Genomic DNA, 20777 nt, shown 5'->3' with positions numbered 1-20777 from the left:
ACTCACCAGTCGACAGCCGCGCGTAACAGCCACTCGTGCGCCCGCGCGATATGCGGCAGGGCGAGCGCTCCCGTGCGGACCACCAGGAAATACGTGCGCAGCGGCGGCACCGGCGGGTTGAGCAGCGCCACCACCTCGCCGGCGTCCAGCGCGTCCATGCACAGATAGCGCGGCAGGACGCCGAGCCCGGCGCCCTCCGCGACGCACGCCAGCACCGCGCGCAGATCGGGCACGATGATCGTGCCGGCGGTGACCGGCCGGGCGTCGAAGACGGCCGACCAGTAGCGGGTGATCAGCGGCAGGCTCTCATGCACCTCGACGACGGGCAGCGCCTCCAGTGCGCTCACCCCCTTGACCTGGAGCACCGCGGGACCGCCGAGCCGGGCGGCCCAGCGCGGGGCGGCGACCAGCACATGCTCCTCGTCGCACAGCGGGGTCGCGGCCAGCAGCCGGCCGCGCGGCCGGGCGGTGGTGATGGCCAGGTCGTGGTGGCCGGCGCCCAGCCCCTCGAACAGCTCCTCGGCGCTGCCGAAGGCGCAGCGCACCGCCAGGCCCTGGGTGACGAGGGTGGCCAGGGCGGGCAGGGCGCGCAGCGCGGTGAACTCCGGAGGGCCCGCGAGGTGCAGGGTGCGCAGGGGGGAACGGTCGTCCAGGCCCACCTCGGCGATCTCCACCAGGGCGTCGAGATGGGGCGCGGCCTTGTGGGCGAGTTCGTCCCCGACGGTGGTGGGGACGACGCCGCGCGCCGTACGGAGGAACAGGGGGCGGCCCAGCTGCCGCTCCAGGGTGCGGATCTGGCCGGTGACGGCGGGCTGGGAGAGCCCGAGCAGTCCGGCGGCGCGGGTGAAGGACCCGGCGCGGTGAACCGTGACAAAGGTGCGTAAGAGGGCCAGATCCATGCGGTTCCCCTCGCCTCGTCCGCCCCGACCGCACGCCAACTATAAATATGCCGATAGGTCCATGTCGCTACTGTGATTGGACACTGACGCTGAGTCAACTAGCCTTGTTCGAGCGGTTCTCCACGGGAAGAGCCGGGGCGTCTCAAGCCACGAGGGGGGAGGCTTGAGACGCCCGCACAGGTATACCCGCCCGTTTTCAGCCGCCCGAAGCGGCGTCCGCCGTGTCGAGCGCCCGCAGCACATCGGCGATCAGATCGTCCGGGTCCTCCGCGCCCACCGAGAAGCGGACGAACCCTTCGGGTACCGCGTCACCGCCCCACCGTCCGCGCCGCTCCGCCGTGGAGCGCACCCCGCCGAAGCTGGTGGCGTCGTCCACCAGCCGCAGCGCGGTCAGGAAGCGCTCGGCATGCGCCTTGTCCGGGAGGGTGAAGGAGACCACACAGCCGAAGCGTCCACCGCGCATCTGCCCGGTCGCGAGGCGGTGCGCCGGATCAGTCGGCAGACCGGGGTGGCGCAGCCCGGTGATCTCGGGGCGGTCGCGGAGCGCCTCGGCGAGGGCCAGCGCGGTCGCCGCCTGGCGGTCGACGCGCAGCTGGAGGGTGGCCAGGGAGCGGTGGGCGAGCCATGCCTCCATGGGACCGGGGATCGCGCCGACCGTCTTGCGCCAGGCCCGCACCTCGGCGGCCAGCCGGGAATCGCGGCAGGTCACATAGCCGAGCAGCACATCGCCATGGCCGGTGAGCGCCTTGGTGCCGCTCGCCACGGCGAAGTCCGCGCCGAGTTCCAGCGGGCGCTGGCCGAGCGGGGTGGCGAGGGTGTTGTCGACGGCGACCAGCGCGCCGCGGTCGTGCGCGGCCGCCGCGAGCCGGCGGATGTCACAGACGTCCAGTCCGGGGTTGGACGGGGTCTCCAGCCACAGCAGCTTCGTCCGGTCGTCCAGGACGGCCAGCTGGGCGTCCTCGCCGGTCGGGGCGGTGCGCACGGTGACGCCGTAGCCCTCCAGCCGCTCGATCAGGGCCGGGAGCAGCTGATAGCCGTCGGACGGCAGGACGGCCGCGTCGCCCTGGCGCAGCTGGGACAGCAGCACGGCCGCGATCGCGCCCATGCCGGACGAGAAGACGACCGTCTCGGCGTCGGTGACCGGCGACTCCAGCTCGCTGATCGCCTGCTCCAGCAGGGACCAGGTGGGATTGGCGTCCCGGCCGTAGGTGTAGGGGCCGACGGCGTCGCCGGGGAGGTGGAAGTGGGCGGCGAAGACCGGGCCCGGCAGCGTCGGCGCGTACGCCTCGGCCTCGGGCAGCCCGGCCCGTACGGCGCGGGTACCGTCACCGGTCATACGGGCTCCTTTCCCGCGTCCGGGCCATCGGCGTCCTGCGCGTCCTGCGCGTCCTGCATGCGCTCCGCGCTCTGTGCGCTCTCGGTGCTCCGTGCGCTCTCGGCGCCTTCCGTGCCCCGGGCGGCCTCCTCGGTGACCTTCTCCGCGGCCTGCTCCGCGGTGCCCTCGGCGTCCAGGGCCGCGACGACCGCGTCGAGCAGACCGCCGCTGGCGGCCTCGATCATCTCCAGGCACTCCTCGAAGTCGTCCGTCCCGCCGAAGTAGGGGTCCGGCACGTCGAGGCCGCCCAGCGCGTCCTGGTCCGCGTCCGGGTCGTAGCTCCGCAGCAGCCGCACCTTCGCGGCGTCGTGCGGGGTCGGCGCGAGCGCGCGCAGCTCATGCAGATGGCCACTGTCCAGGGCGATCACCAGATCGAGGTGGTCGAACCATTCGGCCCGGAACTGGCGCGCGATGTGGTCCTGCTCATAGCCGTGTGCGGTGAGCACGTCGATGGCCCGGCGGTCGGCCCCGTCGCCCTCGTGCCAGGGCCCGGTGCCCGCGCTGTCCACCTCGACGCGGCCGTCCAGCCCGGCTTCTCCGGCATGGAAGCGGAAGACGGACTCGGCCATCGGCGAGCGGCATATGTTGCCGGTGCAGACAAAGCAGACACGGTAGGGCGACGGGTCTCTCATGCCTTCCATCATCCCCGGCCGTGATCAGTCATCGTCATCGGGCAGCACCACATGCAGGGCCCACGCGACTATGGCGACGATCAGGCCGCCGAGTACGGCGGTGCCGAAGCCGTCCACATGGAAGCTGAGATCCAGCTTTCCGGCCAGCCAGGAGGTCAGCAACAGCATCAGGGCGTTGATCACCAGCGTGATCAGCCCCAGGGTCAGGATGAACAACGGGAAGGCCAGGACCTTGACGATCGGCTTGACCACCACGTTCACCACGCCGAAGACCAGCGCGACCAGAATGAGGGTGAGCGCCTTGCGACCGGTGTTCTCACCGGTGAGCGTGATGTCCTTGAGCAGCCAGATGGCGACGCCGAGGGCACCGGCGTTCGCGATCGTCTTGACGAGAAAATTCTTCATGGTTGAGATCGTCGCAGACCGGCCCCGCCGCAGGCAGGGGCACCGTATCCAGGGGTGGAGAGACGAATGAAGGCGTTCCGGCTGGACGAGCTGGAGGCGGAGCGCGCCGCCAACGACGGCGCGTACCTGCAGTTCCTGCGGGAGCGGAACATGTCCGTGGGGCTGTACGCCCTGGACGCGGGCCAGGCCGACCCGCAGTCCCCGCACGGCCAGGACGAGGTGTACCTGGTGGTGAGCGGCCGGGCGTCGATCACGGTGGGGATGGAGACGACGCAGGTGGCGCGGGGCAGCGTGGTGTACGTACCGGCGGGTACGCCGCACAAGTTCCACCACATCACCGAGGACCTGCGGGTGCTGGTCGTCTTCTCGCCGCCGGAGGGCTGACGCGGTCGGAGAACTGATCCACCGCGGAGCCGATGCCCGGCGGACCGGTCCCGTAGGGGACCGGTCAGGGGAGGACGGGGGGCGCGGGCCGCCCGCCCGCCTCCGTCCCGTCCTAGCATCGACAGCGGGACGGGCGACCGGCTGTCGGTGTCCGGGCCCATGGTGCGGAGAGAGAGCAGGGAGTCACGTGACCACGAAGGGGATTTTCCAGGGGCTGCCGTGGTGGGTGACCTGGATCGCGATACCGGTCCTCGTCCTCGCCGTGTTCGGCGGCCTGATCATGAGCGTGATCGGGTTCGTGGTGAGCCTCGTCTTCAAGGCGCTGCTGCTGGTGGCCCTGATCGCCGGGCTGATCTACGTCGTACGGAAGTTCACCTCCTGACGCGTCCGGCACGGTGCCTGACGCGTCCGCACGGCGCGTGAGGCATCCGCACGGCGCCCGACACGTCCGCACGGAGCGTGACGCATCCCCGCGCGCCTGAGCGTCCCGGGGGCGCCCGGTTGTCCGGTGCAGGCTCCCGTAGGGGCCCGGCGCCCCGCGCCCGACAGTTCCAGGACGCCCGGCGGCCTCCCGCGTGACGCGTCCCCCGGGACGTGAGGGATTCCCCGGGGCCTGGGGAATCCCCGGGGCTTGAGGGGTTTCCCGGGCTCCCGACGGATTCCTCGGATTCCTCCTGACGGGTTTCGTCCGGGCCGTGGTTTCCCCCGGGTTCCTGATGGGTTCCCGCAGGGCCGTCAGGCGTCATCCCCGCCAGGGCTCGCAGGCCCGTCCCGCCCCGTACGCGCACCAGGCCCACACAGCCCCATCAGGCCCCGCGGACCCGACGGGCCGCCGCCTCGCGCGGATACGCCGCGCGAGGGATACCGCCGGGGCGGGAGCGCGGCCCGGCGGCACCCCTGCCGTTAGAGTGCGAGACCTCGGCGTTCTTCCTCTCGGCGTCTGCCTCGCAACACACCCCGGGGGTGCCTGTTGACGACAGCGATCTTCGATACGGCCGGTGCGCCGGCCCCGATCTCCCGCCCACCGGACCCGCACCGTCCGGCCCCGCGGGTCTCCCCACGGCAACACTGGCCATTTTCGTTCCCTCACATGAGGCAAACCGACTCCGCACAGCAATCGAGTCGCTACGCTCCAGAGTCGGCCAAGCGCAAACAACCCGGGGCGGCGAACGATGCGTGAGATGCGTGACACAGTTCAGGCGGAAGTGACGATGACCTTCCTGGTCTCGCAGGATCTCTCCTTCCGGATCCCGGTCGAGCTGTCCTACGACAGCGGCGACCCCTACGCGGTCGAGATCACCTTCCACTTGCCCGGTGACGCGCCGGTGAGCTGGTCTTTCGCCCGCGAGCTGCTGCTGGACGGGCTGAGTAGACCCACCGGCGAGGGGGATGTGCGCATCGCCCCCGCCTCCCCGGAAGGACTGTCCGACGTCTTCATCCGGCTTCAAGTGGGCTGTGAGCGCGCCCTGTTCCGGGCCGGAGCCGCTCCCTTGGTGGCTTTCCTGGACCGTACGGACCGGGTGGTGCCTTTCGGCCAGGAGCCGGCGGCCTGCGATCCGGTCGGCGATCTCGACGCCGAACTCCACCGCATCCTGGCCGAGGACCGGTTCGCGGGCTGAGAGCGGGGCCCGCGGCCCGCCGACCGGTGTGCCGCGGCCGAGTGGCCCGGCTGCCACGGCCGAGGGGCCCATACGCCACGACCGAGCCCGGCCGTTGGGGCGTGCCCCGCTCCGGAATCCGATGACGGGATGACGGGCGGTGGGGTGGGCGTGCGGAGGACGACCGGGGGCCCGCCGACGGGGCTTCCCCGCTGCTCAGCGGGGTTTCGCCCGGCGGCGCCGCCCGCGTCCGCCCCGGCCGGTCCGGGCGCACTGGGGGCCCGCGCCCTCCGCGCCGCCGCCCGGCGCCGGCGCACGGTCCGCCGAGACCACGAGCACGGCCAGCGCCGTGGTCACCGGCACCGAGGCGACGAGCCCGATGCTGCCCACGAGCGTCCGTACGATCTCCTCCGCCACGATCTCGCTCGTGGCGACCGCGCCCACACCGCTGTCCGCGATCGAGAACAACAGCAGCAGCGGAAGGGACGCGCCCGCGTACGCCAGTACCAGGGTGTTCACGACGGAGGCGATGTGATCCCGCCCGATCCGCATCGCCGCCCCGTAGAGCGTGCGCCGGGACGCGGTCGGGTCCGCGTCCCTCAGCTCCCAGACCGCCGAGGTCTGGGTGACCGTCACATCGTCCAGCACCCCCAGCGAGCCGATGATCACACCCGCGAGCAGCAGCCCGCGTATCTCGATATGCGGATAGAGGCCGTGCACCAGCCCGGTCTGGTCGTCGGTGTTGCCGGTCAGGCTCGCCCAGCCGATGAACAGCGAGCCGAGCACCCCGATCAGCAGCAGTGACACCAGTGTGCCGAGCACGGCGACCGAGGTACGGGCCGTCAGACCGTGGCACATGTAGAGCGCGAGGAGCATGATCGCGCTGCCCCCGACGACCGCGACCACCAGCGGATTGGAACCCTGGAGTATCGCCGGGAGGATGAACAGCGTCAGCACCCCGAAGCTGATGGCCAGGGCCACCAGCGCGAAGACCCCGCGCAGCCGCCCCACCGCCACGACGGCGAGTGCGAACAGCCCGGCGAGCAGCGCCATCGGCATCGACCGGTCGACGTCGGACACCGAGTACTGCAGGTTCTTGGGCGCCTTCGGGGCGTATGCCAGCTTCAGTTCCTGCCCGGCGCTGAAGTGGCGCGAGGCGTTGGGCTGGACGATCTCGGGGAAGGTGCGGCCCTTGTCCTTGCCCGAGGTGACCTCGATGGTGGCCTTCTCGCAGACGCTGTGCTTCCCGCCCTGCCCGGAAGCGCCGTTCTGGGCGGCGCTGTCCTGGCCGGGTTCGGTCGGCGCCTGCGGCTGGGCGTTCACATCGGCGCAGTTCACCTCCTCGACCTTCACCACCCGTCCGGCGACGGTCTCCTGGTCGAAGCCGAGGCCGCTGCGGCCGTTCGCCTTGTGGCCGGGCGTGCCGCCCGGCCAGAGCACGATCAGACCGGCGACGACGACGACCGTGAAGGGGATGAGCACCGCCGCGATGACCTTGCGGAGGCGGGTGGAGACGGGCGTGGCCGGGCCGTGGCCATGGGAATGGCCGTGGGAGTGGCCGTGGCCATGGCCGTGCGCCTGATCGGAGGAGCGCGGCTGCTCGGGCGGGTGGTCCTGCTGGATGGCGGTCACGGTCGCATCATCGCAAGAGAAGTGGGCCCCCTGGTCAGCACTGTGGATAAACCGTTAGCGTGGGGACCACCTTTGCAATCGCGGGAGCTCGGAGCACCGGGCTGAGAGGGCGCTGACGCTGACAGCTGCGCCGACCGCTGAACCTGTTACCGGGTAATGCCGGCGTAGGGAGTGGGTCTCATGACTCAGCAGGACGCACACACGCGTGCCGAGAAGGCCGAATTCGGCTGGCATAAGGGATATGTCACGGGTTCGCGCCCGGACCTCCAGGTCCCGGTCCGCCGGGTGCACCTCACCAACGGACAGGATGTGACGCTGTACGACACCTCCGGCCCATACACCGACCCCCATATCGAGACCGATGTCCGCCGCGGTCTGGAGCCACTGCGGCAGAACTGGATCGTCGCCCGCGGCGACACCGAGGAGTACCCGGGCCGTCCCGTTCGCCCCGAGGACGACGGCATCAAGCACACCGCGCCCCGTGGGGGGCTGCGCAACCTCGACGCGGTCTTCCCCGGCCGGCCGCGCCAGCCGCGGCGCGGCCGCGGGGGTGTCCCCGTGACCCAACTCGCCTATGCGCGGCGGGGCGAGATCACGGCGGAGATGGAGTACGTGGCGATCCGCGAGAACGTCTCCCCCGAGGTGGTCCGGGAGGAGATCGCGGCGGGCCGCGCCGTCCTCCCGGCCAACGTCAACCACCCGGAGATCGAGCCGATGATCATCGGCAAGCGATTCCTGGTGAAGGTCAACGCCAACATCGGCAACTCCGCCGTCACCTCCTCCATCGAGGAGGAGGTCGAGAAGATGACCTGGGCGACCCGCTGGGGCGCCGACACGGTCATGGACCTCTCGACCGGCCGCAACATCCACACCACCCGCGAATGGGTGCTGCGCAACTCCCCGGTCCCCATCGGCACCGTGCCGCTTTACCAGGCACTGGAGAAGGTCGACGGCAGGGCCGAGGAACTGACCTGGGAGATCTACAAGGACACCGTCATCGAACAGGCCGAGCAGGGCGTCGACTACATGACCGTCCATGCCGGCGTCCGGCTGCCGTACGTGCCCCTGACCGCCCGCCGCAAGACCGGCATCGTCTCCCGCGGCGGCTCCATCATGGCGGCGTGGTGCCTGGCCCACCACAAGGAGTCGTTCCTCTACACCCACTTCGAGGAGCTCTGCGAGATCCTGGCGGCGTACGACGTCACCTACTCGCTGGGTGACGGACTGCGCCCGGGGTCGATCGCCGACGCCAATGACGAGGCGCAGTTCGCGGAGCTGCGCACGCTGGGTGAGCTGAACCGGATCGCCAAGGAACACGGCGTCCAGACGATGATCGAGGGCCCGGGCCATGTCCCGATGCACAAGATCAAGGAGAACGTCGACCTCCAGCAGGAGATCTGCGAGGAGGCCCCGTTCTACACCCTGGGCCCCCTCACCACCGATATCGCCCCCGCCTACGACCACATCACCTCGGGCATCGGCGCGGCGATGATCGCCTGGTGGGGCACGGCGATGCTCTGCTACGTCACCCCCAAGGAACACCTGGGCCTGCCGGACCGCGACGACGTCAAGACGGGCGTGATCACCTACAAGATCGCCGCCCACGCGGCCGACCTGGCCAAGGGGCATCCGGACGCCCAGGCATGGGACGACGCGCTGTCCGACGCGCGCTTCGAATTCCGCTGGGAGGACCAGTTCAACCTGGCCCTCGACCCGGACACGGCCCGCTCCTTCCACGACGAGACGCTTCCGGCGGAGCCGGCCAAGACGGCGCACTTCTGCTCGATGTGCGGGCCCAAGTTCTGCTCGATGAAGATCTCTCAAAACATCCGCCGCGAGCACGGAGGCGCGATGGACATGGCCGAGGCGGAGGCCGGTATGGCCCAGAAGTCCAGGGAGTTCGCCGAGGCGGGCAACCGCGTGTACCTGCCCATCGCGGACTGAGCCGGGTCACGGCTCCCGCCCGAACGGCCTCCGGGAACGCGGTATACCCGAATCGGCCCCGGACGGGTCGGGCAGGCGCTACGCTGCGGAGCGGGTCCGAAGCCGCAACTGTTATTTGCGACTTCGGACCCTTTCCGTGCGACTACGCGGGCGGCAGCTCGGCCACGTAGACCGGATGCCCGTTGTTCGTCACCCCTTGCTGGCGGATGCAGCGGTGGTTCTGGAGGAACCGCAGACAGGCGTGGACCCGCTGCGGGCTGAGCCCCGTCCTGTGCGCGAGCGTGTCCAGCGAGTGGCCGACCCGGCCGGCTTCCGCCAGCGTGGGAAGGATGTAGACGGCCACCGCCCACACGTCCTCGGTGATGCTCAGCCGGGACTTCCACTGTGCGAACAGGTCTTCCGTCCTGAGCCTCAGCTCTCGTTTGTCGGCTTGGGGCTCCGCGCCCGGCCGACAGCCCAGAGCGTCGAGGATCCGTGACCATGCCTGCTCGGACCGGTGCAGGGAATCCAGTATCTCCGTATGGAAGCGTTCGGTCCGCATCTCCAGTCGGACGATCGCGTCCATGAGTTCGCTCGGGGGCGCGGGGCGGGAGACCTCCGAGACCTCCAGCGCGTACGAGCCCTCGCGCTGGACGGTGGCGATCACCTTCGCCACCCACTGTTTGAAGGGCAGGCACGCGGGCTTGGTGCAGCCGTTCACGAGGAGGATCAGCCCTTCGAGATCGACCAGCTGCAAGTCTCGGCGCCATTCCCTACCTGCGGGAATGCTGAGACTGTGACTTCCAGTCACAGTCTCGAGAGACTCTCGTCGCTCCTCCGGCACATGATCGAGGAGAGCCTTTCGTGTCGTGGTGTAGCCGAGTTCCCGGCACACGTCCGCAGCGGGGAACCAGTGCTCTCCGTTGGGCAGGGTCAACCTTCGGACTCGGGCCCCCGTGGCCGCGTAGACGAAGTCGCTGACGTCCATGGCGTCGCGACGGGCGGATGGGCCCATCGGCGTGTTGTGTTTGCGCATCGCGCATCACCTCCGCGACGGACGCTAAACATAACCAGTGAGCAATTCCCTCGAATGGGCGGAAGTTCGCTCGATAGGCTGGTAATGAATCATTCAGTGGGCAAACCGCCCACCCGTCCTAATCCGGCTGGTGCTCCGGCCCGCCGTAGTCGGGGCTGGTGTAGTCCGGGCTGCTGTAGCGGGGGCGGGCCTTGGGGGATTCGCCGTCGGTGCTGAAACCGGGGCGGCTGTAGCCGAGGTGCGGGGTGCGGCCGACCGCTTCGGGGTTTCTCGGCACGTAGGCGGCGGGGGACGGGGCCGAGGGGTTGGCCAGGGCCTCGCGGAGGAACGGCAGGATGCCGCGGTCCAGCAGGGCCTGGCGCCAGACCTCTCTGGCGCGGTCCACCTCCTCGAGCTGTTCGCTGCGCGCCTCGCCGCGGATCGCGCTGGAGCCGTTCCGCAGCGCGGTCAGGAGCAGTCCGACGGCGGCGATCAGGATGCCCACGGCGGTCAGCGCGGCGAACAGCCAGCCCGCGGTGACCAGCGGCTGGGCGATGGACGGGGCCGGGTGCAGGGCGTTGAGGACGTAGCCGACGATGAGGAAGATGATCGCGGCGGTGCCGGCGAGCACCGGGGCCAGTACCGCGAGCATGGCGACGAGCCCCGCTCCCGCGGCGTCCTGCAGCGCGCCGGCGAGGCCCACCGTGCCGTCCGGGGACTCGCCCCCGCCCCCGGTGAGCGGGAAGAGCGGCGCGGGCTCGCGCAATCTGGCGCGGGTGTCGCGGTACTCCTGGTACTCGGCGGCGGCGCATGCCGCTATCGCGGCGGAGGCGCCGAGCGCCATGGTGCGCAGCTGTTCGGCGGTGAGCCGCTGCCCGATGCCGCTGAGGTCCGGGCGGTGGTCCGCGGTGCGCAGTGCCTCGTCGAGAACCCGCTCGAACTCCGGGCGGTCCTCGGTCAGCAGGTGCGGAGCGCTTTTCATAGGTGCATCCCCCGATGCTCCGTAGGGCCGTGACGCCGGCTTGCACCGGGCAGTCGGGCGGAAACGGAGGAGAGCCTGCGACGGATAAGCACCGATGGTAGAGCCGATCCGGTGCGGGGTGACAGCAACTTTCGCTCATTGCTTCCGCGACGGTGAAACCTGCTATCTGCCCCGGGTGGCGCCCGGTGAACCCTCAGTCGGCCAATGGAAGTTGCACGACCAGCAGTTTTCCGGCCATGGTGATGCCGCCGTCCATGGCCACCGCGAGATTGTCCGCGTAGACATGCGGGCCCTCGACGGCGGGTGCGCCGCCGTCCTCGCCGTCCTCCGAACCGACCTCGCCGAGCAGGTACGGGATCGGGCTGTGGCCGTGGACGATGCGCTGCCCGCCGTAGGTGTCGAGCAGTTCGCGGGCGGCCGTCGGCCCGGCGTCCTCGTCGCGGAAGGCGAACCGCTTGGTGAACTTGCGGAACAGGTCCCAGCACTCGTCGGCGTCGCTGCGCTGCAGCGTCTCGGTGACGGTGTCGTTGACGGCCTCGATCGAGTCGCCGTACTCCAGATAGGCGGTGGTGTCGGAGTGGACCAGCAGGTGCCCGTCCTCCTCCGCGATCGCGTCGAGCCGGGACATCCACTGGAGGTGGTGGTCCTCGAGCCGCTCCATGTCGGTGTGCTGACCGCCGTTGAGCAGCCAGGCCGCCTGGAAGGAGGCCGTTCCGGCACCGGAGCTGACGGGCGTGTCGCCGAACCGCTTGGCGCCGATGAGCAGCAGCTCGTGATTGCCCATCAGCGCCTTGCAGTAGCCGCCCGCGGCGGCGGCCTCCGCGGACAGCTGCATGACCAGGTCGATGACGCCGATGCCGTCCGGGCCGCGGTCGGTGAAGTCGCCGAGGAACCACAACCGGGCGTTGCCCGCGGCCCAGTTGCCCTTGGCGTCGATCAGCCCCTCGGCGGCGAGCGCCTCGCGCAGCTCGTCGTGGTAGCCGTGGACGTCGCCCACGACGTACAGCGGGCCGGGGCCCTCGTCCTGGGCGAGCGGGCCGTGCTCGGGCTCGGGCACCGGGGTGAGCGCGACGGTGGGGCGGTCCTGCGGCGGGACGAGCGGGGTGTCCGGGATGGTGTGCCCCGGGCCCAGGACCGGGAGCCGCTCGGTGGGGGTGTACTCGGCGGGCGGAGGCGTGGCGGGCGCGGGGGCCCCGGGAGCGGGCACGGGTGCTCCGGGTGCGGGCGGCGGCACGGGCGCGGCGGGGCCCGGCGCGGCGGGTGCGGGCGGTACGGCCGCGGGCACGATCCCGCTGGGCGGGGTGGACGCCCCGTACGCGGGCACGGGCGGGATCGCGCCCGTGGTCCCTGCCGTGGCTTCCAGACCGGCCCCCTGAGTCATCGACCCCTCCACCATCACGCCGCCGTGCCACCTTGTGGACCTTGCCTGGTCGACGGCGGTCCGCGGTGTCGTCCGCCCATCATAGGAATGACCGTGAGGGCTTGTGACGCACCAGGGTGCCGTCAATCGCTGCTCGCTCCTGCCTGGACGGACTTTTATCCCGGATTGGTCCGGTAGGGGAAGCCCATTGGCCTCAGGTCCTCCTCGGGTCATCCTCGGCTCGTCCTTGAGTCGCTCTCAGCTCAGCCTCCGGCGCGGCTGCGCGGGGCACTGACCGTGGTACGCGGCGGACGGCGCTGTGACGACGTCCGCACCTTCAATTCGGTGGGTATGACCTGTTCAACGGGCTGGTCGGCAGCAAGTCCCTCGATGGCGTCGATGAGCAACTGTACGACCGCCGTGCCGATCCGGCGGGGTTTGAGTGAGAGGGTCGTGACGGGCGGTTCGGTGGTGCGGTAGACGGTCGATTCGCTGCAGCAGACCAGCAGCAGATCGTCCGGGACCCGCAGTCCGTAGCGGCGGGCGGCGGCGAGCAGATCGGTGCCGTTGGGGTCGAAGAGGCCGTAGACCGCGTCGGGGCGGTCGGGGCGGGCGAGCAGCCGGTCGGCGGCGACGGCCCCGGCACAGGGGTCGTGGGCCGGGTACGCCTCGTAGACCGGATCCTGCCCCACCCGTTCGCACCACCGCAGGTACGCCGTGGTGGACAGCCGGGTGTAGGTGTCGGTGGAGGTTCCGGTGAGCAGTCCGATCCTGCGGGCGCCGGCCTCAGCGAGGTGGTCGAGCAGTCCGAGCACCGCCGCCTCGTGGTCGTTGTCGACCCAGGCGGTGACGGGGAGGGCGCCGGCCGGGCGGCCGTCGCTGACGACCGGGATGCCCTGGCGCAGCAGCTCGGTGACGACCGGGTCGTGGTCGGAGGGGTCGATCACCACGGTGCCGTCGAGGGCGACGTTGGACCACACGTCGTGGCGGGAGGTGGCGGGGAGGATGACGAGGGCGTAGCCGCGGGCCAGCGCGGCGGAGGTGGCGGCCCGCGCCATCTCGGCGAAGTAGGGGAATTCGGTGAAGGTGAAAGGTTCATCCCCGTACGTGGTCACGGTCAGGCCGATGAGGCCGGACTTGCCGGTACGGAGGGTACGGGCCGCTGCGGACGGGCGGTAGCCCAGCCGCTCGGCGACCTCGCGGACATGGCGGCGGGTGGCCTCCGGGAGCCGGCCCTTGCCGTTGAGCGCGTCGGAGACGGTCGTGATCGAGACCCCGGCGGCGGCGGCCACGTCCCGGATGCCCGCCCGCCCTAACCGGCGGCCGGTCGACCGGCTCACCTGGTGCTTCCCTGCTGCTGTCATGGCCAGCCGATAGTAGGGCTCGGGCGGGCCGTCTGCGCGATTCCGCCATCGGTATTCGGAAGGCACGTTTCTGCATGAGCGCTTTCCCCAATTCCCTTGGAAGTGAAGCCAGTTGGGGAATCCATGGGGCCTCTGCTCGCCTCTGGCATATCCACGCCTACTGATTGATACATGTCTCGAAGAGGTCTCAACTCACCTGCACGAGTGATGCGCGCCACGGCGCACGCCACCGGCGCGCGGGAAAAAGCGGGGCGCTCCCCCCGGCGGGCACGCGGGCGCCGGGGGCGGGTACGCGGCGGTGCCCGGCGGGTACGCGAGACGGAGGAATCCTCATAAGGTGTGCAGTATTGCCGTGTGCGAACGCTGTGCACGGTCCGGGACAGGATGGGTCGAGGAGGACTGTCGGTGACCGAGAAGAGCCCCAAGCTGCGCGCCGCGCTGGACGGCATTCCGACGTACAAGCCCGGCAAGCCGGCCGCCGCGGGCGGCCCCCGGGCCTTCAAGCTGTCCTCCAACGAGAACCCCTACCCGCCGCTGGCCGGGGTGCTGGAGACCGCGGCGGACGCCGCCGCCTCCCTCAACCGCTACCCGGACCTCGCCTGCACCGAGCTGATCGCCGAGCTGGCGGGCCGCTTCGACGTGCCGCTGGAGCATCTGGCCACCGGGACCGGCTCGGTCGGCGTGGCCCAGCAGCTGGTCCAGTCCACGGCGGGGCCGGGCGATGAGGTGATCTACGCCTGGCGGTCCTTCGAGGCATATCCGATCATCACTCAGATCGCGGGTGCGACGTCGGTGCGGGTCCCGTTGACCGACGCCGAGGAGCACGATCTGGAGGCGATGGCGGACGCGATCACCGACCGCACTCGGCTGATTTTCGTCTGTAACCCCAACAACCCGACCAGCACCGTGGTGCGCCGGGCCGAGCTGGAGCGCTTCCTGGACCGGGTGCCGTCCGATGTGCTGGTGGTGCTGGACGAGGCGTACATCGAGTTCATCCGGGACGAGCGGGTGCCCAACGGCATCGACCTCTACCGCGACCGGCCGAACGTGTGCGTGCTGCGCACCTTCTCCAAGGCGTACGGCCTGGCGGGGCTCCGGGTCGGCTTCGCGATCGCCCATGAGCCGGTGGCGGCGGCGCTGCGCAAGACCGCGGTGCCGTTCGGGGTCAGCCAGCTCGCCCAGGACGCGGCGGTGGCCTCGCTGCGCAGCGAGACCGCGCTGCGGGAGCGGGTGGACGCGCTGGTCACCGAGCGGGCCCGGGTGTGGGAGGCGCTGGTGGCCCAGGGGTGGACGGTCCCGGACTCCCGGGCGAACTTCGTCTGGCTGCGGCTGGGGGAGCGCACGGCCGACTTCGCGGCGGCGTGCGAGGCGGCGGGCGTGGTGGTCCGGCCGTTCCCGGGCGAGGGGGTGCGGGTGACGGTCGGCGAGCGCGAGGCGAACGAGATCTTCCTGCGGGCCGCGGAGGAGTTCCGCAAGGAGCTCTGAGCGCCGCGGGACGGCCGTCTCCGGTGCCGTCAAGGGGCCCCTCGGCCCCTCCGTGAGGTGCAGAGCATACCGATACGTGTCCCATTCGCCCCCTACCACCCCCCGTGGGAGGGGGCGAATCCATGTGCGTATCATGGCTTGTGAATGTGAATACGTTCACAAGCTCGCTCCGCGGGCAGGCACCACCGTAAGGAGAGATTCGCGTGAATCTGGCTCTGGCGCCGGAGACGCTGGCGCGATGGCAGTTCGGCATCACGACCGTTTACCACTTCCTCTTCGTGCCACTGACGATCTCTCTCGCCGCGATCACGGCAGGTCTGGAGACCGCCTGGGTCCGCACGGGCAGGGAGAAGTACTTCCACGCCACCAAGTTCTGGGGCAAGCTCTTCCTGATCAACATCGCGATGGGTGTCGTCACCGGCATCGTGCAGGAGTTCCAGTTCGGCATGAACTGGTCGGACTACTCCCGCTTCGTCGGTGATGTCTTCGGCGCCCCGCTCGCGATGGAGGCCCTGCTGGCCTTCTTCTTCGAGTCCACCTTCATCGGTCTGTGGATCTTCGGCTGGGACAAGCTGCCCAAGAAGATCCACTGCGCCTGCATCTGGATCGTCGCGGTCGGCACGATCCTCTCGTCGTACTTCATCCTGGCCGCCAACTCCTGGATGCAGCACCCGACCGGCTACACGATCGACAAGGCCACCGGGAAGGCCCAGCTCACCGACATCTGGGCGGTGCTGACCCAGAACACCACCCTGGTCGTGGTCTTCCACACGCTGACCGCGGCCTTCCTCACCGGCGCCGCCTTCGTCATCGGGGTCTCGTCCTTCCATCTGCTGCGGGCCAAGCGCCGCCTCGACCGGGGCGAGGAGCTGGGCGAGAAGCGGAAGAAGCAGATCGGGGCGATGCGGGCCTCGCTGCGGGTGGGCCTGGTCGTCGCGGTCATCGCGGGGCTCACCACGGCGATCAGCGGTGATCAGCTCGGCAAGGTGATGTTCGAGCAGCAGCCGATGAAGATGGCCGCGGCCGAGGCGCTCTGGGACACCCAGGCACCCGCGCCCTTCTCGGTCTTCGCCGTCGGCGATGTCAGCAAGGGGCACAACAGCGTCGAGCTGGAGGTGCCCGGGGTGCTCTCCTTCTTGGCGCACAGCAACTTCACCGACTCCGTCCCCGGGATCAACGACATCGCCCAGCGGGAGGCCGCCGCCTACGGCGGTCAGCCCGACGACTACATCCCCAGCATCTTCATGACCTTCTGGGGCTTCCGGCTGATGATCGGCTTCGGGATGACCTCGTTCGCCGCCGGACTCATCGGGCTGTGGACGACCCGGCGCAAGCGCTGGCTGGCACCCGCCTTCCGCACCGGCGAGGAGGAGGTCCCCCGGCTCATGCTCACCAAGAAGCGCGAGATGGGCCCGCTGCTGTCCACCTGGTCCTGGCGGATCGGCATCCTCACCATGGGCTTCCCGCTGATCGCCAACTCCTTCGGCTGGATCTTCACCGAGATGGGCCGCCAGCCCTGGGCGGTCTACGGGCTGATGAAGACCGCCGACGCGGTCTCCCCCGGGGTGAGCCGGACCGCGGTGCTGATCTCGCTGGGCGTCTTCACCCTGCTGTACGGGGCGCTCGCGGTGGTCGAGGTGCGGCTGCTGGTCACGTACGCCAAGGCCGGACCGGACACCGACGAGAAGCCGCCCGCCAAGGACCCGAAGCTGCGGCTGCCCTCGGGCGGTCCGGGCGGTGCGGGCGGCGGGTCAGCCGCCCGGGACGAGGACGCCGACAAACCGCTGACCTTCGCGTACTGACGGCCGGAGAACATCATGCACCTTCACGACTTCTGGTTCCTGCTGATCGCCTTCCTGTGGACGGGCTACTTCTTTCTGGAGGGCTTCGACTTCGGCATCGGCGTACTGACCAAGCTGCTGGCCCGCGACCGCACCGAGCGCCGGGTCCTGATCAACACGATCGGGCCGGTGTGGGACGGCAACGAGGTCTGGCTGATCACGGCCGGCGGGGCGACCTTCGCGGCCTTCCCCGACTGGTACGCGACCCTCTTCAGCGGCTTCTACCTGCCGCTGCTGGCCATCCTGGTCTGCCTGATCCTGCGCGGTGTGGCCTTCGAGTACCGGCACAAGCGCCCCGAGGACCGCTGGCAGCGCAACTGGGAGCACGCGATCTTCTGGTGCTCGCTGCTGCCCGCGTTCCTCTGGGGAGCGATCTTCGCCAATCTGGTGCACGGCGTGCCGATCGGCCGGGACGGGAACTACGCGGGCGGTCTGACGGACCTGCTCACGCCCTACGCCCTGCTGGGCGGGGTGGTCACGCTGGTGCTGTTCACCTTCCACGGCGCGGTCTTCGCCGCGCTCAAGACGGCCGGGGACATCCGGGTGCGGGCGCGGCGGTGCGCGGCCCGGCTCGGACTGGCCACCGTCGTGGTCTCGGTGCCGTTCCTGATCTGGACGCAGCGTGACAGCGGGAACGTCCGCAGCCTGGCGGCGGTCGTCATCGCCGTCCTGGCGCTGGCGGTGGCGCTGGTCATGAACCAGCGGGGGCGTGAGGGCTGGGCGTTCGCCCTGTCCGGGGTGGCCATCGCGGCGGCCGTCGCGATGCTCTTCCTCGCCCTCTTCCCCGACGTGATGCCCTCCACGCTGGACCCGAAGTGGAGCCTGACGGCGGCGAACGCGGCCTCCAGCCCCTACACGCTCAAGATCATGACGTGGGTCGCGGGCATCATGACCCCGCTGATCATGGCGTACCAGGCGTGGACGTACTGGGTCTTCCGGAAGCGGATCGGCACTCACCACATCCCCGAACCGGCCGGGCACTGAGCGCTCGCTGGATGGTGTGTTTCACGTGAAACCAATCGACCCCCGGCTGCTGCGGTACGCACGGGCCACCCGTTTCTTCCTCGCCGCCTCCGTGGCACTGGGCCTGGTGGGCGCGGGGCTGGTCATCGCGCAGGCGATGCTGATCGCCGAGATCGTCGTGGGCGCTTTCCAGCGGGGCGACGGCGCGGGGGCGCTGACGCTTCCGCTGGGGCTGCTGGCGCTGGTCGCCCTCGGCCGGGCGGTCGTCTCCTGGCTGACCGAGCTGGCCGCCCATCGGGCCAGTGCGGCGGTCAAGTCGGAGCTGCGGCTGCGGCTGCTGGAGCGGGCGGTGCGGCTGGGGCCGAGCTGGCTGGACTCCCAGCGGACCGGTGCGCTCACCACCCTCGCCACCCGGGGCATCGACGCGCTGGACGACTACTTCGCGCGCTATCTGCCGCAGCTGGGGCTGGCGGTGGTGGTGCCGGTGGCGGTGCTCGCCCGGATCGTCACCGCGGACTGGATCTCGGCGCTGATCATCGTCGTCACGCTGCCGCTGATCCCGCTGTTCATGGTGCTCATCGGCTGGGCCACCCAGTCCCGGATGGACCGTCAGTGGCGGCTGCTGTCCCGGCTGTCCGGACACTTCCTCGATGTCGTCGCCGGACTGCCGACCCTCAAGGTCTTCGGCCGGGCCAAGGCCCAGGCCGCCTCGATCCGCGCGATCACGGCCGACTACCGGCGGGCCACGCTCAAGACGCTGCGGCTGGCCTTCCTGTCCTCCTTCGCCCTGGAACTGCTCGCCACGGTGTCGGTCGCGCTGGTCGCGGTCGACATCGGGATGCGGCTGGTGCACGGCGAGATGGATCTGTTCACCGGGCTGATGGTGCTGGTGCTCGCGCCCGAGGCGTATCTGCCGCTGCGGCAGGTGGGCGCGCAGTACCACGCGGCGGCCGAGGGGCTGGCGGCGGCGGACGAGGTGTTCGCGGTGCTGGAGCGCGCACTGCCGTCCTCGGCCGCGGACGGCTCGCCCGCCCCCGACGCCCGGGGCGCCGCGCTCACGCTGGACGGGCTGGTGGTCCGCCACCCCGGGCGTACCGCACCCTCCCTGGCCCGGACCTCGTTCGAGATCCGCCCGGGGGAGACGGTCGCCGTCGTGGGCCCCAGCGGAGCCGGGAAGTCGACGCTGCTGAACGCCGTGCTGGGGTTCGCGGTGCCGGACCAGGGCCGGGTGCTGATCGGAGGCCGGGACCTGGCCTCGCTGGACCCGGAGAGCTGGCGCCGCCAGATCGCCTGGGTGCCCCAGCGCCCGTATCTCTTCGCCGGGACGATCGCGGAGAACGTCCGGCTGGCCCGGCCGGACGCCGATGACGAGGCGGTCCGGGCCGCCCTGCGGGACGCGGACGCGCATCGCTTCGTCTCCGCGCTGCCGGACGGGATCGAGACCCGGCTCGGTGAGATGGGCACGGGGCTGTCCGCGGGCCAGCGGCAGCGGATCGCCCTGGCACGTGCCTTCCTCGCCGACCGGCCGGTGCTGTTGCTGGACGAACCCACGGCGAACCTGGACGGTGAGACGGAGGCGTCGGTCGTCGAGGCGGTGCGGCGGCTGGCCGAGGGCCGCACGGTGCTGCTGGTGGTCCACCGCCCCGCGCTGCTGCCGCTGGCCGACCGGGTCCTCCGCCTTCCGGGGCCGGCCGCCTCTCCCCTGCCCGCCTCGGGCGGGGGCTCCGGCCGGGTGTCCGTGGCGGGCGCGAGGGCGGGAGCGATCCGGGCGGGAGCGATCCGGAGCCCGCGCGCCGAGGCGCCGGTATCGGCGGCGGCCGGGGCCGGGGATGCGGATGCGGCCGGGGTCGGGGCTGGGGATGCGGATGTGGACGGTGCCGTGGGCGGGGCCGGGGATGCCGACACGGATGCGGGGCCGGGGCGGCTTCCTGCCGCCGCGTCCGGTGTTGGGGATGAGTCGATGGCGGGCGTTGTGTCGGGTGTTGGGGATGAGTCGGCGGTGGGCGTTGTGTCCGGTGTTGGGCATGAGTCGTCGGCGGGCGTCGCATCCGGTGAGCGACTGGTCGGTGCGTGGGCCGGGCGTGGGTCGGGGAGCGCGGGTCGGACCGTATCGCGGGGCCCGCGTGCGCACGCTGGACCGGGCGCGCTGGCGCGGGTGCGGGCGGCGGCGCGCGGGACCCGGGGGCGGTTCGCCCTGGCGCTGCTGCTCGGAAGTCTCGCCCTGGTGAGCGCGGTCGGGCTGATGGCCGTCTCCGGCTGGCTGATCTCGCGGGCCGCGCAGCAGCCGCCCGTGCTCTATCTGATGGTCGCGGTCACCGCGACCCGGGCGTTCGGCATCGGCCGGGCCGCCTTCCGCTACGCCGAGCGCCTCGTCTCGCACGATGCCGTGCTGCGGGTGCTGGCCGATCTGCGGGTCGCCGTCTACCGGCGGCTGGAGCGGCTCGCGCCTGCGGGGCTCGGCCGGACGCGCCGCGGCGATCTGCTCTCCCGGCTGGTGGCCGATGTGGACACCGTTCAGGACTACTTCCTGCGCTGGCTGCTGCCGGTCGGCAGCGCGCTGACCGTCAGCGTGGCCTCGGTGGGGTTCCTCACCTGGGTGCTGCCCGGGGCCGGGGCCGTGCTGGCGGCGGGGCTGCTGGTGGCGGGGGTCGGGGTGCCCCTCGTGTCCGGGGCGCTCGCGCGGCGGGCGGAACGCAGGCTGGCACCGGCGCGCGGTGCCCTGTCGGCGCAGGTCGTCGATCTGCTCGCGGGGACCGCCGAACTGACCGTCGCGGGTGCGCTGCCGCGCCGCCTGGACGCGCTGCGCCGGGCCGACGGGGCGCTCACCCGGATCGCCCGGCGGGCGGCGGCCGCCACCGGCGCGGGCGCCGGGCTGTCCGCGCTGGTCTGCGGGCTGACCGTGGCGGCCGCGGCGTGGCT

At 71.1% G+C, this 20777-nt stretch carries 16 protein-coding genes and 1 pseudogene; 8 read left to right on the top strand and 9 right to left on the bottom strand.

From position 1 onward, the window contains the following. Positions 1–2: 2 nt before the first annotated feature. The 4 genes and pseudogenes from AXW62_RS10555 to AXW62_RS10540 form a co-directional block, all read right to left on the bottom strand. Positions 3–899, bottom strand: coding sequence for a LysR family transcriptional regulator (locus AXW62_RS10555; protein WP_030827649.1), 897 nt, complete (start codon positions 897–899; stop codon positions 3–5). Positions 900–1095: 196 nt separating this feature from the next. Further along, positions 1096–2235 (bottom strand): cystathionine gamma-lyase, encoded by a 1140-nt coding sequence (locus AXW62_RS10550; protein ID WP_060944280.1) that lies wholly within the window; start codon positions 2233–2235, stop codon positions 1096–1098. Positions 2236–2399: 164 nt separating this feature from the next. Further along, positions 2400–2906: pseudogene (locus AXW62_RS10545) on the bottom strand (low molecular weight protein-tyrosine-phosphatase); the annotation flags it as partial. 24 nt (positions 2907–2930) lie between these two features. Next, the gene (locus tag AXW62_RS10540) at positions 2931–3311 is read right to left on the bottom strand and encodes a phage holin family protein (RefSeq protein ID WP_060944279.1); all 381 of its coding nucleotides are present in this window, start codon (positions 3309–3311) and stop codon (positions 2931–2933) included. 66 nt (positions 3312–3377) lie between these two features. Here AXW62_RS10540 and AXW62_RS10535 point away from each other — a divergent pair, with 66 nt between their 5' ends. From AXW62_RS10535 to AXW62_RS10525, 3 genes are all read left to right on the top strand, one after another. Then, complete coding sequence (locus tag AXW62_RS10535) at positions 3378–3695, top strand: cupin domain-containing protein (protein WP_030827638.1); 318 nt, start codon at positions 3378–3380, stop codon at positions 3693–3695. A gap of 187 nt (positions 3696–3882) precedes the next feature. Beyond that, complete coding sequence (locus AXW62_RS10530; protein ID WP_030827636.1) at positions 3883–4077, top strand: DUF5326 family protein; 195 nt, start codon at positions 3883–3885, stop codon at positions 4075–4077. 799 nt (positions 4078–4876) lie between these two features. Next, complete coding sequence (locus AXW62_RS10525; RefSeq protein ID WP_060944278.1) at positions 4877–5314, top strand: SsgA family sporulation/cell division regulator; 438 nt, start codon at positions 4877–4879, stop codon at positions 5312–5314. Between the two features lie 195 nt (positions 5315–5509). Here the strand turns inward: AXW62_RS10525 and AXW62_RS10520 are convergent, their stop codons facing one another. Further along, entirely contained in the window at positions 5510–6925 is a 1416-nt protein-coding gene (locus AXW62_RS10520; RefSeq protein ID WP_060944277.1) for a YibE/F family protein, read from the bottom strand. A gap of 180 nt (positions 6926–7105) precedes the next feature. Here AXW62_RS10520 and thiC point away from each other — a divergent pair, with 180 nt between their 5' ends. Then, positions 7106–8869, top strand: a complete 1764-nt coding sequence (thiC, locus tag AXW62_RS10515; RefSeq protein WP_060944276.1) for a phosphomethylpyrimidine synthase ThiC — start codon at positions 7106–7108, stop codon at positions 8867–8869. A gap of 142 nt (positions 8870–9011) precedes the next feature. On the opposite strand, the gene AXW62_RS10510 is transcribed toward thiC, so the two are convergent. From AXW62_RS10510 to AXW62_RS10495, 4 genes are all read right to left on the bottom strand, one after another. Next, positions 9012–9836 (bottom strand): BRO-N domain-containing protein, encoded by an 825-nt coding sequence (locus AXW62_RS10510; protein ID WP_306305051.1) that lies wholly within the window; start codon positions 9834–9836, stop codon positions 9012–9014. 166 nt (positions 9837–10002) lie between these two features. Further along, positions 10003–10845 carry a hypothetical protein gene (locus tag AXW62_RS10505; protein WP_060944274.1) on the bottom strand — a complete coding sequence of 281 codons (843 nt, stop codon included), beginning with the start codon at positions 10843–10845 and terminating at the stop codon, positions 10003–10005. A gap of 193 nt (positions 10846–11038) precedes the next feature. Next, the gene (locus tag AXW62_RS10500) at positions 11039–12226 is read right to left on the bottom strand and encodes a metallophosphoesterase (RefSeq protein WP_370682899.1); all 1188 of its coding nucleotides are present in this window, start codon (positions 12224–12226) and stop codon (positions 11039–11041) included. A gap of 242 nt (positions 12227–12468) precedes the next feature. Further along, positions 12469–13569, bottom strand: coding sequence for a LacI family DNA-binding transcriptional regulator (locus AXW62_RS10495; RefSeq protein WP_062012698.1), 1101 nt, complete (start codon positions 13567–13569; stop codon positions 12469–12471). A gap of 405 nt (positions 13570–13974) precedes the next feature. On the opposite strand from AXW62_RS10495, the gene hisC reads away from it, so the two are divergent. The 4 genes from hisC to cydD all read left to right on the top strand — a co-directional run. After that, positions 13975–15054, top strand: a complete 1080-nt coding sequence (hisC, locus tag AXW62_RS10490) for a histidinol-phosphate transaminase (protein ID WP_060944272.1) — start codon at positions 13975–13977, stop codon at positions 15052–15054. Positions 15055–15257: 203 nt separating this feature from the next. Then, positions 15258–16856 (top strand): cytochrome ubiquinol oxidase subunit I, encoded by a 1599-nt coding sequence (locus AXW62_RS10485; RefSeq protein ID WP_060944271.1) that lies wholly within the window; start codon positions 15258–15260, stop codon positions 16854–16856. A 15-nt stretch (positions 16857–16871) separates the two neighbouring features. After that, complete coding sequence (cydB, locus tag AXW62_RS10480; RefSeq protein ID WP_030827606.1) at positions 16872–17879, top strand: cytochrome d ubiquinol oxidase subunit II; 1008 nt, start codon at positions 16872–16874, stop codon at positions 17877–17879. Between the two features lie 25 nt (positions 17880–17904). Further along, the coding region (gene cydD, locus AXW62_RS42660; protein WP_060944270.1) for a thiol reductant ABC exporter subunit CydD at positions 17905–20777 on the top strand (2873 nt) is incomplete at its 3' end.

Origin of the sequence: Streptomyces hygroscopicus subsp. hygroscopicus, from assembly GCF_001553455.1 — a bacterium.
In the GTDB taxonomy this organism is placed as follows: Bacteria; Actinomycetota; Actinomycetes; order Streptomycetales; family Streptomycetaceae; genus Streptomyces; species Streptomyces hygroscopicus.
Note: the sequence above shows the minus strand (reverse complement) of the source record. Positions and strands in the feature narration are given on the sequence as shown.